This is a genomic window from Rathayibacter sp. AY1F2, from assembly GCF_002930885.1.
Lineage (GTDB): Bacteria > Actinomycetota > Actinomycetes > Actinomycetales > Microbacteriaceae > Rathayibacter.
This window is the reverse complement of the sequence record NZ_PSVG01000002.1, coordinates 20875-34845: the sequence shown is the minus strand read 5'-3', so window position 1 is coordinate 34845 and position 13971 is coordinate 20875. Positions and strand designations below refer to the sequence as shown.

The following is a 13971-nucleotide window of genomic DNA, read 5'->3' as shown; positions in this document are numbered from 1 at the left end:
ATCGACGACGCAGGAGGAGAGGGGCTAGACGGTGCCGAAGAGCCGCTGCAAGCGGCGCACGCCCTCGAGGAGCGCGTCGTCGCCGAGGGCGTAGGACAGGCGGAGGTAGCCGCTCGGTCCGAAGGCCTCCCCGGGGACGGTGGCGACCTCGGCCTGCTCGAGGATGAGGTCGGCGAGCTCGAGGGAGGTCGTCGGGGTGGTGCCGTTCCACTCGCGGTTCAGCAGCCCGTTCACGTCGGGGTAGACGTAGAACGCGCCGCCGGGGGTGGGGCACTCGATCCCGTCGATCGCGTTCAGCTCGGCGACGATGGTGCGGCGGCGGCGGTCGAAGGCCAGGCGCATCTCCTCGGCCGGCTCCTGCGGGCCGGTGAGGGCGGCGATCGCGGCGCGCTGCGAGATGTTCGAGACGTTGCTCGAGAGGTGCGACTGGAGGTTCGAGGCGCCCTTGATCGCGTCGGCCGGGCCGACCATCCATCCGACGCGCCAGCCGGTCATCGCGTAGGTCTTCGCGACGCCGTTGACGAGGATCGTCCGGTCGCGCAGGGCCGGCACCGCCTCGACGATCGAGGTCGCGTGCTCGAGCGGGCTCGCGTCGTCCTGGTCGCCGGTGGAGTAGACGAGGTTCTGGTAGATCTCGTCGGCGATGATCCAGAGGCCGTGCTCCTCGGCCCACTCGCCGATCTCGCGGGTCTGCTCGGCCGAGTAGACGGCGCCGGTGGGGTTGGAGGGGGAGACGAACAGGAGCACCTTGGTGCGCTCGGTGCGCGCGGCCTCCAGCTGCTCGACCGTGACCAGGTAGCCCTGGTCGGCGCCCGCGAACACGTCCACCTGCACGCCGCCGGCGAGCTTGATCGCCTCGGGGTAGGTGGTCCAGTACGGGGTCGGCACCAGCACCTCGTCGCCGTCGTCGAGGAGGGTCTGGAAGGCCTGGTAGACGGCCTGCTTGCCGCCGTTGGTGACCACGACCTGCGAGGGGTCGACGGCCCATCCGGAGTCGCGCGCCGTCTTCTCCGCGATGGCCGCGCGGAGGTCGGGGAGTCCCGCCGCGGGGGTGTAGCGGTAGTTCCTCGGGTCGAGCACGGCGGCCGAGGCGGCCTCGACGATGTGCTCGGGAGTGAGGAAGTCGGGCTCGCCGGCGGCGTAGGAGACGACCGGGCGGCCCTGGGCCTGGAGGGCCTTCGCCTTGGCGTCGACCTTCAGAGTGGCGGACTCGGCGATGGCGGCGATGCGGGCGGAGATGCGCGTGGTGGAGGACACGACGGCCAGCGTATCCTGCGCGCACACGGGGCTCCGAGGCCCCCCGCCGCTCGGCTGGACACGCCCTTCGGGTCCACGTACACTCGTCCGAGGTAGTCGATCTCTGCCCTCATCCGCAGCGCCCGCGAGGGTCGCGGCGGTGGGGCGGCGGGTCGGTCTCCTCCTCGGATGCTCGCAACGGCATCCATAGGGCGGTGGCTCAATTGGTAGAGCAGCGGTCTCCAAAACCGCAGGTTGCAGGTTCGAGCCCTGTCCGCCCTGCACATCGATGCCCGTCGCACGCGGTCCCCGCGACGCTGCGGTCATCGGTCCAGGGCCGCCCATGACGGGCGGTCGGCCACACCGGAGGTTCCGGTGCGGGAAAGGTGCGTGCAGGTGGCCGGGAAAGCAGTCGACGAGCCGAGCGAGGACGTCGTCGCGATCGCCAATCAGCAGCGAGCCGCGCGGCGCAACCCGTTCGCGCGCATCGCCCTCTTCATCCGGCAGGTCATCGCCGAGCTGAAGAAGGTCGTGACGCCCACCCGCAAGGAGCTGGGCAACTACGTCGTGGTCGTGCTGATCTTCGTCGTCATCATGATGGCGCTGGTGTCCTTCCTCGACTGGGTCTTCGCCCTGGCCGTGACGTACGTGTTCGGCACACCCGCCGCCTGACCCGAGAGCATCCGGGCCGCGCGAGCGGAGGGTGCCGGCGACAGCGGGACGCGCCCCGAGGGGCGCGACCGATCGATCGAGAGAGAGTTGTGACGAGTGTCTGACAGAAACCGCGACGACGTCGACTGGGCGACGGCTGCCGAGCAGTCGTCGGAGGTCGAGGAGGAGCAGGAGGGCGACGTCCAGTCGCAGGCTGAGGACGCCGTCGAGCCCGCCGAGCAGGGTGCGCTGAGCATCATCGACGAGAACGAGTCCGAGGACGACCTCGCCTCCGACCTCGAGGCAGCGCTGGACGCCATCGGCTCCGTCGACGACCCCGAGGCCGACTCCGCGGTCGACGAGGCCGCGCACATCGACACCGTCGAGGAGGCCGAAGCGGCCCTCGAGGCCGTCGAGGACGAGGCCGAGGTCGCCGCCGAGGACGCCGAGTCCGCCGGTGAGGACCTCGCCGACATCGACCCGTACGAGGCCTTCCGGACCGAGCTGCGCGGCAAGCCGGGCAAGTGGTACGTCATCCACTCCTACGCCGGCTTCGAGAAGCGCGTGAAGTCGAACATCGAGAACCGCAAGGTCTCGCTCGAGGCCGAGGACTACATCTTCGAGGTCCAGGTCCCGATGGAGGACGTGGTCGAGATCAAGAACGGCCAGCGCAAGATGGTCACCCGCGTGCGCATCCCCGGCTACGTGCTGGTGCGCATGGACCTCAACGAGGACTCGTGGTCGGTCGTCCGCCACACCCCGGGCGTCACCGGCTTCGTGGGCAACGCCCACAACCCGACCCCGCTGCGCTTCGAGGAGGCCTTCACGATGCTGAAGAGCCTCGTCGAGATCAAGGATGTCGCCCCCTCGAAGACCTCCGGTGCCAAGGGGCAGAAGCAGGCCCAGCGCGTGCTGCCCGCCGAGGTCGACTTCGAGATCGGCGAGACCATCACCATCAAGGAGGGCTCGTTCGCGGGTCTTCCCGGCTCGATCAGCGAGATCAAGCCCGAGAGCGGCAAGCTCACCGTGCTCGTCTCGCTCTTCGAGCGCGAGACCCCGGTCGAGCTGTCGTTCGACCAGGTCACCAAGCTCTGACGCGTCGCCTCCGCGCCGCGTGAACGCCCCCTCCGCACGTCGGAGGGGGCGTTCGCCGTTCCGGGCGGCGCCCCCTCCGGCACCGCCCCACGCGCCCCCGGGCGTCGGCACCTCCTCCGCCCTGTCGGGGGTGGCCCCGCTCGTGTAAGCTCGTACGGGTTTTCGTGTCGGCGCCCGCCTCTGTGCGCGCCGGACGACCCTCCTCCACCGCGATCCGGCACCGTCGGATGCGCGGGAGAGCGGCCGGGAGCCCCCGACCGCTCGAACCCTGAGAAAAGGAATCAGAATGGCCCCCAAGAAGAAGGTCACCGGCCTGATCAAGCTCCAGATCAAGGCCGGCGCGGCCAACCCCGCGCCCCCGATCGGTCCGGCGCTCGGTCAGCACGGCGTCAACATCATGGAGTTCTGCAAGGCGTACAACGCGCAGACCGAGTCGCAGCGCGGCAACGTCATCCCCGTCGAGATCACCGTCTACGAGGACCGCTCGTTCACCTTCGTGCTGAAGACCCCGCCCGCGGCGGAGCTCATCAAGAAGGCCGCCGGCGTCGCCAAGGGCTCCTCGACCCCGCACACCGTGAAGGTCGCGAAGCTCACCCAGGCGCAGGTCCGCGAGATCGCCGAGGCGAAGCAGGTCGACCTTAACGCCAACGACATCGACGCCGCCGCGAAGATCATCGCCGGCACCGCCCGCTCGATGGGCATCACGGTCGAGTAGCGCGACGCGCTGCTCGACGGCGGGAGCGACGCGCCCACCGGCGCGGACCCACCGCGGAAGCCTCGAGAACCCGACGGCGGCCCCTCAGCGGGGTCGCACGCCCGGTCCGGAAGCGCCTCCGCACGACCTCTCCGCCTCCCGCGAGCAGCAGTCACGGCCGCGATCGCGGCACCACCAGAACTCCATCACCCCCGTGGGAGAGCCCGCCAGGCTCTAGAACCACATTCTCGTTTCAAGGAGAAACAACATGGCACAGAAGTCGAAGGCCTACCGGGCCGCCGCGGCCAAGCTCGAAGAGGGCAAGTTCTACACGGCCGACGAGGCCGTCGCGCTCGCCCGCGAGACCGGTTCCGCCAAGTTCAACAGCACCGTCGAGGTCGCCCTCAAGCTCGGTGTCGACCCCCGCAAGGCCGACCAGATGGTCCGCGGCACGGTCATCCTGCCCCACGGCACGGGCAAGACCGCCCGCGTCATCGTGTTCGCGACCGGTCCGGCCGCCGAGGCCGCGCTGGCCGCCGGTGCCGACGAGGTCGGCGGCGCCGAGCTCATCGAGAAGGTCGCGGGCGGGTACACCTCGTTCGACTCCGCCGTCTCGACCCCGGAGCTCATGGGCCAGGTCGGCCGTCTCGGAAAGGTGCTCGGCCCCCGCGGCCTCATGCCCAACCCGAAGACCGGCACCGTGACCCCGGACGTGGCGAAGGCCGTGACCGAGATCAAGGGCGGAAAGATCGAGTTCCGCGTCGACAAGCACGCCAACGTGCACCTCGTCGTGGGCAAGGCCGCGTTCACCGAGGAGCAGCTCCAGGAGAACTTCAAGACCGCGCTCGACGAGATCCTCCGCCTCAAGCCGTCCTCCTCGAAGGGCCGCTACATCCAGAAGGCCGCCGTCTCGACGACCTTCGGCCCCGGCATCCCGCTGGACGTCAACGTCCTGGCCTGAGCCGAGCACGCACTGACGTGAGGAGGGGGTCCGCTTCGGCGGGCCCCCTCCTTCGTCGTCCCGGCATACTGGACCGGTGATCCGCCGCTCCGCTTCGCCGCGCCTCCCGTGACCGTCCGCCGGGCGTCTGCCGCCGACGCCGAGGCCCTGGCCGAGCTGGCCGCCGCGACCTTCCCGCTGGCCTGCCCGCCGCACACCACCGCGGAGGCGAAGGCCGAGTTCGTGCGCACCGTGCTCTCGGTCGAGCGCTTCCGCGACCACCTCGCCGATCCGCTCCGCTCGCTCCTGGTCGACGACGACTCCGGCGCGCTGACCGGCTACGCGATGCTCGTGCGCGGGGAGCCCGCCGACGCCGACGTCGTCGCGGCGATCCGGCTGCGTCCGACCGTCGAGCTCAGCAAGTTCTACCTCCTGCCCGGCCGGCACGGCTCCGGAGCGGCGGCCGCGCTGATGGCCGCGACCCTCGAGGAGGCGCGGGCACACGGTGCCGCGGGCGTCTGGCTCGGCGTCAACGAGGAGAACGCGCGTGCTCAGCGGTTCTACTCCAAGCACGGCTTCGCGGTCGTCGGCCGCAAGCGCTTCCTCGTCGGCGACCGCTGGGAGGACGACTTCGTCCTCGAGCGCTCTCTCGCCTGACCCTCCCCGCGAGACGCCACCCGGGTACGCGACCCGCTCCGCGCGGCGTATCCGAGTGGCATCTCGCCGAGGTCAGCCCTCGGAGACGGTGAGGACGATCTTGCCGCGGGTGTGGCCCGTCTCGAGCTGCTCGTGCGCCTCGCAGGCGCGGGCGAGGGGGAAGATGCCGTCGATGAAGACGCGGACGTCGCCCGACTCGAGAAGGCGCGAGACCACGCCGAGGGTCGCCCCGTCGGGAGCGACGCGGTAGGTGGAGGCGCGCACGCCCGCAGCGGCCGCCTCCTCGAAGAACCCGGGCCAGCTCCCGGTGGGCGCGTTCACGATCAGGCCCCCGGGGCGGAGGACCCTCAGCGAGCGCGAGCCCGTGTCGTCGTGGACGTTGCCGACCAGATCGATGACCACGTCGACGCCGGACAGCAGCTCGTCGAAGCGCTCGGCGGTGTGGTCGATCACCTGCGCGGCGCCGAGCTCGTGCAGCCACTGCAGGTTGCGGGTCGAGCCGGTCGCGATCACCGAGGCGCCGAAGTAGGCGGCGAACTGCACCGCGAAGTGGCCGACTCCGCCCGACCCGGCGTGGATGAGGATCCGCTGACCCTCGTGCGCCTTGGCGAGCTCGACGACCATGCCCCAGGCGGTGAGCGCCGCGAGCGGGACGCCGGCCGCTTCGACGTGCGAGAGCGTCGACGGCTTCCGCGCGATGGAGACGCTCGGCACGCTGACGTATTCCGCGTAGGAGCCCGAGTAGCGCGGCACCATGACGAAGCCGTAGACCTCGTCGCCCGGCCGCAGCGGATGCGCCGGGTAGGGGCTCGAGACGACGACGCCCGAGAAGTCGTGGCCGAGGACCGCAGGGTAGGAGGCGATCTGCGAGGCGACCCCCTGGCCCGCGCGCGTCTTCGCGTCGAGCGGGTTCACGCCGGCCGCGACCACCTTCACGGTGAACTCGGCGTTGATGGCGGAGGGTGTCGGCACGGTCGCCAGGTGCAGGGCGGAGGCGTCGCCCGGCGCGTCGATCACCGCCGCCGTCATCGTGTCGGGGAGGACGACCTCCTCCGGGATCTCGCCGATCGCGAGGCCGTGCCCGAGCGCGCTGGTGTGCATCGTCGCCTTTCCTGTCGCTGAGGCGTGCGGGTGGAGCGTGCCGAGGACGTCGCCCCCGATCCCCGCATCCGACGCCGCGACCAGTCAATCGAGGCAATGAGTCGGCGCTGTTACGGGGGTGTCACCCTCGGGAGAAGATTGGCGCGCGGAGCCGCGGGCGCCCGGTCTGGCACGATGAGGGGATGCGACGCCGACGTACCCTGCTGGTCGGCGGTGCCCTCCTTGTCCTGGCCGGGCTCGTGGTCCTCCTGGCCGCCCGGATCAGCATCGGCACCAGCCGCTGGGTCTACGTCAGCGAGATGGGCGCGCCGGACCTGCCGACGGCGGGCGCCTTCGAGGCCGCCCTTCTGCTCGTGGCGGCCGGCGGTGCGCTGATCGCCGCGGGCGCCTGGCCCGTGCGCGCCCGCCTGCTGCCCGCCCTCCGCCCGGCGGGCGCCATCCTCCTGGCGGCCGCCTGCTTCGCGCTCGCCTCGCAGGTGACCTGCACGGCGGGCTGCCCGCTGCCGGTCGGGCCGGCCTTCCGCTGGCAGGACCTCATCCACACCTCGGCCGCCGTGCTCGGCTTCGGGGCCGCCTGCGCCGCGATGCTCCAGCTGGCGACCGTGCGGGGGCGCCCTGCGGTCGCGCGGCTCTCGCTCGCCGCCGGGATCTCGGTGGCGGTCGTCGCCGGGACGGGTGGGATCCTGTCGCTCCTGCGCGTGTGGCTGCGGCTCGGCGGCACGCTCGAGTTCGTGGCGACGGCGATCGCAGTGCTCTGGCTCGCGTTCGTCGGCCTGGTGCTCGCGCTCGAGGACCTCAGCGCCGAGCGAGCCAGCCGCGGACGTGCCCGCGGATCCGGTCCTGCTGAGCGGCGAAGCCCTCGTCCCGCGACGGCACCCGCTCGCAGTCCGCATCCGGAAGAGCCCTAGCCCACGCCTCCGCGACCTCGACCGGGTGCACGGGGTCGCGCTCGGCCGCGATCACCAGGGTGCGCGCGATGACCTCGCCCAGCTCTCCGGAGTCGCGGTAGGCGGCGTTCCGCGGGATCTGGGCGAGCCGGACGGCGCGCTCGGCCGCGCGCGGGGAGCGGAACTGCAGCGTCAGCGCCTCCGCCGACGCGGGGGACACCTCGGCGGCGCGCGCGAACAGGCCCGAGGCGCGGAACATCCGCTCGCCGCGCTTCGCGCCGTGGTCGTGCAGCAGCTGCGCGATGACGGGGAACACGGTGAGGTTCTCGGGCAGCGGCTCGGCGGTGAAGGCGGGACGCACGAAGACGGCGCGGTCGATCGGCAGCACGCGTCGGACGGCGAGGCGCAGGGCGATCGCCGCGCCCATCGAGATGCCGAGCACCGTGAGCGGCTTGTGCGCGGCTCCGGAGCGCACGATCTCCTCCGTCACCTCGTCGGCGAGCGCCTCGAGGGCGAAGTCGCCGGGCGCGCCGAGCAGCTCGGAGGCGCCGTGGGCGCGGACGTCCGGAGCGATGACCTCGCTGCCGGCGGGGAGGGCGGAGCGCAGCAGCCCCAGCGGCTGGGAGCGGTCGCCGCCCAGGCCGTGCAGGAGGAGGACCGTCACCGGGCGCGCGTCCGCTCGTGCAGCTCGGCCATCAGCATCCCCGCCAGCCGCACGAGGATGTGGATCTCGTCCTCGTCGCGGTCGACCCAGCGGGAGTTCGGCTCGCCCTCGATCGGCACGAAGTCGCGGTGCTGCTCCCAGACGACGAGCGTGCGCTCGGCGCCGAGGACGTACTGCTGCCAGAAGACCTGCCGCAGGTAGTGGCGCGGGATGCTCCGCCACGGCTTCGTCGTGGTCTTGATCTCGCAGAGCTCGAGCCGGCCGTCCTCGCGGAGGCCGATGCCGTCGGGCGTGGCGAGGTGCCGCCGCTCCTGGCTCGCGTGGAAGAGGGTGCTGCTGGGCTCGATCGCGTGCTCGCTCCGCACCCAGGCGGCGATCTCGGGCTCGCGGGCGCGGCCGTGGTCGGTGAAGGCGTTGCCGCCGAAGCCGGTGCCGTAGAGCTTGTCGAGCGCTGCCTTGCCGATCGCGGCGGGGGAGGAGAGGCGGGCGACGTCGGTCGCCGTGATGCCGCGCGAGCGGGCGCGGAGCCAGGCGACGCGGTCCGAGGAGTCGGCGACGACCCTCCGGAGGTGCGGGGGCTCGGCGTCCGTGAAGACGGGCTGCGTCTCCCAGGGGAAGGAGAGCTGCAGGTCGGGCACCGATTCATTCTCTGCCCCCTGCGGCGCCCGGTCGAATCGGCACGCCGACCCGCGCCCTCTCACCGGGGCGCTACGGCCCGCGCCGGCAGCTCAGGCGTCGAGGAAGGCGTCGACGTGCGCGGGGGAGAGGAGGTGGCGCCGGACCATCAGGGCGGCACCGCGGACGCCTCCGCCCTGGGCCGCGGCCTGCACGATGTCGAGCGCGCGGGTCGCCAGGGGGAGGGAGCGGCGGTAGACGACCTCGCGGACCCCGGCGAGGACCTCGTGGCTGGCCTGGGCGATGCTGCCGCCGACGACGATGACGGACGGGTTCAGGAGGTTCACGCAGGTGGCGAGCACCTCGCCGATGTCGCGGCCGGCGGCGCGCGTGAGCTCGACGGTGGTGGGGTCCCCGCCGGTCAGCAGGGTGACGACGTCGGAGGTGCTGGCGGCGTCGATCCCGGACTCGGTCAGCCGGCGGGCGATCGCCGAGCCGCTCGCGATCGCCTCGAGGTCGGCCTCGCCGCGGTCGCCGGGGACCTGCACGTGGCCCAGGTCGCCCGCGGCTCCGAGGGCTCCGCGCTGCAGGGCGCCGCCGCTGACGATCCCGGCTCCGATGCCGGTGGAGACCTTCACGTAGAGGAGGTCGTCCACGTCGGCGTAGTGGTCGGCGTGCTCGCCGAGCGCCAGCAGGTTCACGTCGTTGTCGACGAGGACGGGTACGGGGAGGCGGCGGCCGACGAACTCCGGGATGTCGAAGCGGTCCCAGCCGGGCATGATCGGCGGCTTCACCGGGCGGCCCGTCGCGTGCTCGACGGGTCCGGGGACGCCGACGCCGACTCCCGCGAGCGGGCCGGCCGCCGGAGTCCGGCCGAGCAGGGCCGCGGCGACGTCGAGGGCGTGGCCGAGGACGGCGAGGGGGCCGTCGGCGATGGCGATGCTCTCGCGGCGGCGGGCGAGGACCGTGCCGTCGAGGTCGGTCAGGGCGACGACGGCGTGCGCGGCGCCCAGGTCGACGGCGAGGAGGCTGCGCGCCCGCGGGTCGAAGGCCACGCGGGCGGCGGGACGGCCGCCGGAGGAGGGGGCGTCGTCCTGCCGGGCGACCAGGCCGGAGGCGGTGAGGACGTCGAGCTGGGCGGAGACGGCCGCACGCGGCAGGCCCGTCTCGGCGACCACGTCGGCCCGCGTCCGGGGCGCCCCGTCGGCCAGCAGGAGCAGCAGCTCGCCGACCGCGCTGACGGTGATGCGGCGGCGCGGGGACATGGCCAGAGTCAACCACAGCGCCCGTGCTTCTGTGCGGCGGGTGCCCGACTTGGCGGGCGCGCAGGGCTAGTTTTGCTTGTCCGTGAGCAAAAGTCCGCGTAGGGTTCGAGGCACACCTTCCGATGCGATCAGGAGCCCCACCGGTGGCCACACCCCCAGACCTCTCTGTCCAGCTGTACTCGGTGCGCGAGCCGCTCGCGGCCGATCTGCCCGCCACCCTCGACCGCCTCGCGGCGATCGGCTTCACCACGGTCGAGCTCTTCGGGTTCGTCGACCTGGCCGACGCCTACCGCGCGGCGCTCCCGGCCAGCGGACTGCGCGCTCCCAGCGCCCACGCGCGCCTCCTCGGCCCGCAGGGCGACGCCACCGTCGACGAGATCCTCGACACGGCCGCCTCGCTCGGCGTCGAGACCGTGATCGACCCCTTCGTCGACCCGACCCGCTGGACCACCGCGGACGACGTCGCCCGCATCGCCGACGAGCTGAACGCGCTGGTCGACTCCGCCGCCGCCCGCGGCCTGGTGCTCGGCTACCACAACCACGCCTTCGAGTTCGAGAACCGCGTCGACGGCCGCAGCGCCTTCGAGCACCTCGCGGGCCTGCTCGACCCGCGCATGGTCCTCGAGCTCGACACCTACTGGGCGGCCGTCGGCGGCGACGACCCGGTCGAGGTGCTCGGACGCCTCGGCGACCAGGTGCGCTTCCTGCACGTGAAGGACGGCCCGATCTCGGCCGACACCCAGGAGCAGCTGCCCGCGGGCGAGGGCGCGATGGACGTCCCGGCGATCCTCGCCGCCGCTCCGCAGGCCCTGCCCGTGCTGGAGTTCGACGCCTACGCCGGCGACATCTTCGAGGGCCTGGAGTCGGCCCACCGCTACGTCTCGGGGCTCGGCGCATGAGCGGCACCGGCCGCGTGGGCGTCGGCGTCATCGGCGCCGGCAACATCAGCACCCAGTACCTGACCAACCTCACCGTCTTCCCCGACCTCGAGGTGCTCTTCGTCGCCGACATCGACCTCGAGCGGGCGAGGACCCAGGCCGAGGCCTTCGGCGTCCCCGCCTCGGGCACCGTCGAGGAGCTCCTCGCGCACGAGGGCATCGAGATCGTCGTCAACCTCACGATCCCGGCCGCGCACGTCGAGGTCGCGCGCCGCGCGGTCGAGGCGGGCAAGCACGTGTGGACCGAGAAGCCCTTCTCGCTCGACCGCGACAGCGGGATCGAGCTGCTCGCGCTGGCAAAGGACAAGGGGCTGCGCGTCGCGACCGCTCCCGACACCTTCCTGGGCGCGGGCCTCCAGACGGCGCAGCGCGTGATCGAGAGCGGAGCCATCGGCACGCCGCTCTCGGCCCTCACCCTCTTCCAGGGCCCCGGCCCCGAGTCGTGGCACCCGAACCCGGAGTTCTTCTTCGCCGAGGGCGGCGGACCGCTGCTCGACATGGGCCCGTACTACATCACCACGCTCGTGCAGAACCTCGGCCCCGTCGAGAGCGTCACCGCCGTCTCGTCCCAGGCCCGCGCCACCCGCGTCGTGGGCTCCGGCCCGAAGGAGGGCACCGAGTTCCCGGTGACCATCCCGACGCACATCGGCGGGCTGCTCCGCTTCGAGTCCGGGGCCTCGGCCCAGGGAGTGTGGAGCTTCGAGTCGAGCCTGCCGCGCACCGGCTTCGTCGAGATCAACGGCTCCGAGGGCACCCTCGTCCTCCCCGACCCGAACCAGCACGACGGAGAGATCACCCTGCACCGCCGCGGGTCCGCCGAGCCGGAGGTCATCGAGGCGGTCGGCTCGACCGCCTCCCGCGGCACCGGCGTGCTCGAGCTCGCCCGCGCGATCCGGGCCGACCGCCCCGAGGCCGCCTCCGGAGACCTCGCGTACCACGTCACCGACGTGATGCTCTCGCTGCTCGAGGCCGCCGAGACCGGCGAGAAGGTCCTCGTCACGAGCTCCGCGACGCCCCGCCCCGCACTGCCCGAGAGCTGGGACCCGACCGAAGCGACCCTCTCCTGATGCCCGCGCCCCTGCGCGTCGGCGTGCTCGGCGGCGGCTTCATGGCGGCCGTGCACAGCCGCGCGGCCCGCAGCGCCGGAGCGGTGCTCGCCGGAGTCGCCTCCTCCACCCCGGAGAAGGGCGAGCGGGCGGCGGCCGAGCTCGGCGTCGAGCGCGCCTACCCGGACGCCCGGGCCCTGATCGAGGACGAGAGCATCGACCTCGTGCACGTCTGCACCCCGAACGCCACGCACGCCGCACTCGCGCTCGCGGCGATCGAGGCGGGCAAGCACGTGGTGTGCGAGAAGCCGCTCGCCGCGACGCTGCGGGAGGCGGAGTCGCTCGCTGCGGCCGCGTCCTCCGCCGGCGTGGTGGCGACCGTCCCGTTCGCCTACCGCTTCCACCCGATGGTGCGCGAGGCCCGTGCCCGCGTCGCCTCCGGCGAGACCGGCCGCCTGGTCACCGTCCGCGGGAGCTACCTCCAGGACTGGCTGCTGGGCGCCTCCGACGACAACTGGCGCGTCGACCCGGCCGCCGGCGGCCGCTCGCGCGCCTTCGGCGACATCGGCTCGCACCTGGTCGACCTGCTGGAGTTCGTCACCGGCGACCGGATCGACTCGCTCGCCGCGATCACGAGCACCGTCCACGCCGAGCGCGGCGGCCGCCCCGTGAGCACCGAGGACGTGGCCGGCCTGATCGTCCGGCTCGAGGGCGGCGCCGTCGGCACGCTCCTCGTCTCGCAGGTCACCGCGGGCCACCGCAACGAGCTGGTGCTCGAGGTGTCCGGGCTGGAGGAGTCGCTTCGCTTCGAGCAGGAGCTCCCCGAGACGCTGTGGGTCGGCCGGCGCGACAGCGCCCTGCTGGTGCCGCGCGACGCCTCGATCCTCGCGCCCGATGCGGCCCGGCTCTCGATCGTGCCGAGCGGTCATCCGATGGGCTACCAGGACGCCTTCACGGCGTTCGCCCGCGACACCTACGCCGCCGTGGCGGGCGCCGACGTGGAGGGTCTGCCGACCTTCGCCGACGGCCTCCGCGCGGCGCGCATCACCGAGGCCGTGCTCGACGCGGCCGAGACAGGCGCCTGGGTGACCGTGCCCGCCGCCGACTGGACGGAGATCGCCGCATGAGCGACGAGAAGACCTACCCCGCCACCCACCCCGTGACGCTGTTCACCGGGCAGTGGGCCGATCTGCCCTTCGAGGAGGTCGCCCGACTCGCCGCCGAGTGGGGCTACGACGGACTCGAGATCGCGGCCTCGGGCGACCACCTCGACCTCAAGCGCGCGGACGAGGACGACGCCTATGCCGCCTCGCGCCTGGAGATCCTCGACCGCTACGGCCTCGAGGTCTTCGCCATCTCGAACCACCTCACCGGCCAGGCCGTCTGCGATGACCCGATCGACTTCCGCCACAAGGCGCTCCTGCGCGACTACACCTGGGGCGACGGCGACGCGGAGGGGGTGCGTCAGCGCGCCGCCGAGGACATGAAGCGCTCGGCGCGGGTCGCCCGCAAGCTCGGCGTGGACGTGGTCGTCGGCTTCACCGGCTCGAAGATCTGGCCCTACGTGGCGCAGTTCCCGCCGGTGCCGGCCTCCGTGATCGACGAAGGGTACGAGGACTTCGCGACCCGCTGGAACCCGATCCTCGACGAGTTCGACGCGAACGGCGTGGTCTACGCGCACGAGGTGCACCCGTCCGAGATCGCCTACGACTACTGGTCGAGCGTGCGCACCCTCGAGGCGATCGGGCACCGCCCGGCCTTCGGCTTCAACTGGGACCCGTCGCACATGATGTGGCAGGACATCGACCCGGTCGGCTTCATCGTCGACTTCAAGGACCGGATCTACCACGTCGACTGCAAGGACACCCGCCTGCGCCCGAAGAACGGCCGCGCCGGCGTGCTCGGCTCGCACCTGCCGTGGGGCGACCCGCGCCGCGGCTGGGACTTCGTCTCGACGGGGCACGGCGACGTCCCGTGGGAGGACGCGTTCCGCGCGCTGGAGTCGATCGGCTACTCCGGCCCGATCTCCATCGAGTGGGAGGACGCCGGGATGGACCGCCTCCACGGCGCGAAGGAGGCCGTCGGCTTCATCCGCTCGCTGCTCTGGAGGACCCCGACCGCGTCGTTCGACGCCGCGTTCTCGAACCAGTAGCCGCGCGGCTCCCCTCGGCGGGATCCCGCT

General features: G+C 72.6%; 15 protein-coding genes and 1 tRNA gene. 11 read left to right on the top strand and 5 right to left on the bottom strand.

Features of this window, described 5'->3' with window-relative positions; all coding sequences use genetic code 11:
- Positions 1-24 precede the first annotated feature (24 nt).
- The gene (locus tag C5C54_RS01865) at positions 25-1266 is read right to left on the bottom strand and encodes a pyridoxal phosphate-dependent aminotransferase (RefSeq protein ID WP_374953278.1); all 1242 of its coding nucleotides are present in this window, start codon (positions 1264-1266) and stop codon (positions 25-27) included.
- Between the two features lie 179 nt (positions 1267-1445).
- Between C5C54_RS01865 and C5C54_RS01860 the strand changes: the two genes are divergently transcribed.
- From C5C54_RS01860 to C5C54_RS01835, 6 genes are all read left to right on the top strand, one after another.
- A tRNA-Trp gene (locus C5C54_RS01860) sits at positions 1446-1518 on the top strand.
- Positions 1519-1632: 114 nt separating this feature from the next.
- A complete protein-coding gene (gene secE, locus C5C54_RS01855; protein WP_068208793.1) occupies positions 1633-1908 on the top strand; it encodes a preprotein translocase subunit SecE in 276 nt (91 codons plus the stop codon).
- 96 nt (positions 1909-2004) lie between these two features.
- Positions 2005-2982 (top strand): transcription termination/antitermination protein NusG, encoded by a 978-nt coding sequence (gene nusG / locus C5C54_RS01850; RefSeq protein WP_104223631.1) that lies wholly within the window; start codon positions 2005-2007, stop codon positions 2980-2982.
- Positions 2983-3268: 286 nt separating this feature from the next.
- Positions 3269-3697, top strand: coding sequence for a 50S ribosomal protein L11 (rplK, locus tag C5C54_RS01845; RefSeq protein WP_104223632.1), 429 nt, complete (start codon positions 3269-3271; stop codon positions 3695-3697).
- A 247-nt stretch (positions 3698-3944) separates the two neighbouring features.
- Positions 3945-4637, top strand: coding sequence for a 50S ribosomal protein L1 (gene rplA, locus C5C54_RS01840; protein WP_104223633.1), 693 nt, complete (start codon positions 3945-3947; stop codon positions 4635-4637).
- Between the two features lie 108 nt (positions 4638-4745).
- Positions 4746-5273: a GNAT family N-acetyltransferase gene (locus C5C54_RS01835; RefSeq protein ID WP_104268595.1), complete on the top strand. Its 528-nt coding sequence runs from the start codon at positions 4746-4748 to the stop codon at positions 5271-5273.
- A 72-nt stretch (positions 5274-5345) separates the two neighbouring features.
- Here C5C54_RS01835 and C5C54_RS01830 read toward each other — a convergent pair whose 3' ends face one another.
- Positions 5346-6374, bottom strand: coding sequence for an NADP-dependent oxidoreductase (locus C5C54_RS01830; protein ID WP_374952914.1), 1029 nt, complete (start codon positions 6372-6374; stop codon positions 5346-5348).
- Positions 6375-6556: 182 nt separating this feature from the next.
- Between C5C54_RS01830 and C5C54_RS01825 the strand changes: the two genes are divergently transcribed.
- Complete coding sequence (locus C5C54_RS01825; RefSeq protein ID WP_104223635.1) at positions 6557-7282, top strand: DUF998 domain-containing protein; 726 nt, start codon at positions 6557-6559, stop codon at positions 7280-7282.
- Here the strand turns inward: C5C54_RS01825 and C5C54_RS01820 are convergent.
- The 3 genes from C5C54_RS01820 to C5C54_RS01810 form a co-directional block, all read right to left on the bottom strand.
- A complete protein-coding gene (locus C5C54_RS01820) occupies positions 7170-7925 on the bottom strand; it encodes an alpha/beta fold hydrolase (RefSeq protein WP_181074521.1) in 756 nt (251 codons plus the stop codon). The genes C5C54_RS01825 and C5C54_RS01820 overlap by 113 nt on opposite strands.
- The gene (locus tag C5C54_RS01815; RefSeq protein WP_104223661.1) at positions 7922-8554 is read right to left on the bottom strand and encodes a YqaJ viral recombinase family protein; all 633 of its coding nucleotides are present in this window, start codon (positions 8552-8554) and stop codon (positions 7922-7924) included. Before C5C54_RS01815 ends, C5C54_RS01820 begins: the two co-directional genes overlap by 4 nt.
- A gap of 99 nt (positions 8555-8653) precedes the next feature.
- On the bottom strand, positions 8654-9805 hold the full coding sequence (locus tag C5C54_RS01810) for an ROK family transcriptional regulator (RefSeq protein ID WP_104223637.1): 1152 nt from the start codon (positions 9803-9805) through the stop codon (positions 8654-8656).
- Between the two features lie 143 nt (positions 9806-9948).
- Here C5C54_RS01810 and C5C54_RS01805 point away from each other — a divergent pair, with 143 nt between their 5' ends.
- The 4 genes from C5C54_RS01805 to C5C54_RS01790 are packed head-to-tail and all read left to right on the top strand — an operon-like array spanning position 9949 to position 13941.
- A complete protein-coding gene (locus C5C54_RS01805) occupies positions 9949-10704 on the top strand; it encodes a sugar phosphate isomerase/epimerase (protein WP_258059739.1) in 756 nt (251 codons plus the stop codon).
- Positions 10701-11810 (top strand): Gfo/Idh/MocA family protein, encoded by a 1110-nt coding sequence (locus C5C54_RS01800; RefSeq protein WP_104287684.1) that lies wholly within the window; start codon positions 10701-10703, stop codon positions 11808-11810. The genes C5C54_RS01805 and C5C54_RS01800 overlap by 4 nt, the downstream gene beginning before the upstream one ends.
- Positions 11810-12916, top strand: coding sequence for a Gfo/Idh/MocA family protein (locus C5C54_RS01795; protein WP_104287683.1), 1107 nt, complete (start codon positions 11810-11812; stop codon positions 12914-12916). The genes C5C54_RS01800 and C5C54_RS01795 overlap by 1 nt, the downstream gene beginning before the upstream one ends.
- Complete coding sequence (locus C5C54_RS01790; protein WP_181127832.1) at positions 12913-13941, top strand: sugar phosphate isomerase/epimerase; 1029 nt, start codon at positions 12913-12915, stop codon at positions 13939-13941. Before C5C54_RS01795 ends, C5C54_RS01790 begins: the two co-directional genes overlap by 4 nt.
- The last annotated feature ends 30 nt before the right edge of the window (positions 13942-13971 follow it).

Excerpts from the sequence above, each read along its gene's own strand:
- rplK (WP_104223632.1), top strand. The coding sequence starts at position 3,269 with ATGGCCCCCAAGAAGAAGGTCACCGGCCTGATCAAGCTCCAGATCAAG.
- rplA (WP_104223633.1), top strand. The coding sequence starts at position 3,945 with ATGGCACAGAAGTCGAAGGCCTACCGGGCCGCCGCGGCCAAGCTCGAA.
- C5C54_RS01830 (WP_374952914.1), bottom strand. The coding sequence starts at position 6,374 with ATGCACACCAGCGCGCTCGGGCACGGCCTCGCGATCGGCGAGATCCCG.
- C5C54_RS01825 (WP_104223635.1), top strand. The coding sequence starts at position 6,557 with ATGCGACGCCGACGTACCCTGCTGGTCGGCGGTGCCCTCCTTGTCCTG.
- C5C54_RS01810 (WP_104223637.1), bottom strand. The coding sequence starts at position 9,805 with ATGTCCCCGCGCCGCCGCATCACCGTCAGCGCGGTCGGCGAGCTGCTG.
- C5C54_RS01800 (WP_104287684.1), top strand. The coding sequence starts at position 10,701 with ATGAGCGGCACCGGCCGCGTGGGCGTCGGCGTCATCGGCGCCGGCAAC.
- C5C54_RS01795 (WP_104287683.1), top strand. The coding sequence starts at position 11,810 with ATGCCCGCGCCCCTGCGCGTCGGCGTGCTCGGCGGCGGCTTCATGGCG.
- C5C54_RS01790 (WP_181127832.1), top strand. The coding sequence starts at position 12,913 with ATGAGCGACGAGAAGACCTACCCCGCCACCCACCCCGTGACGCTGTTC.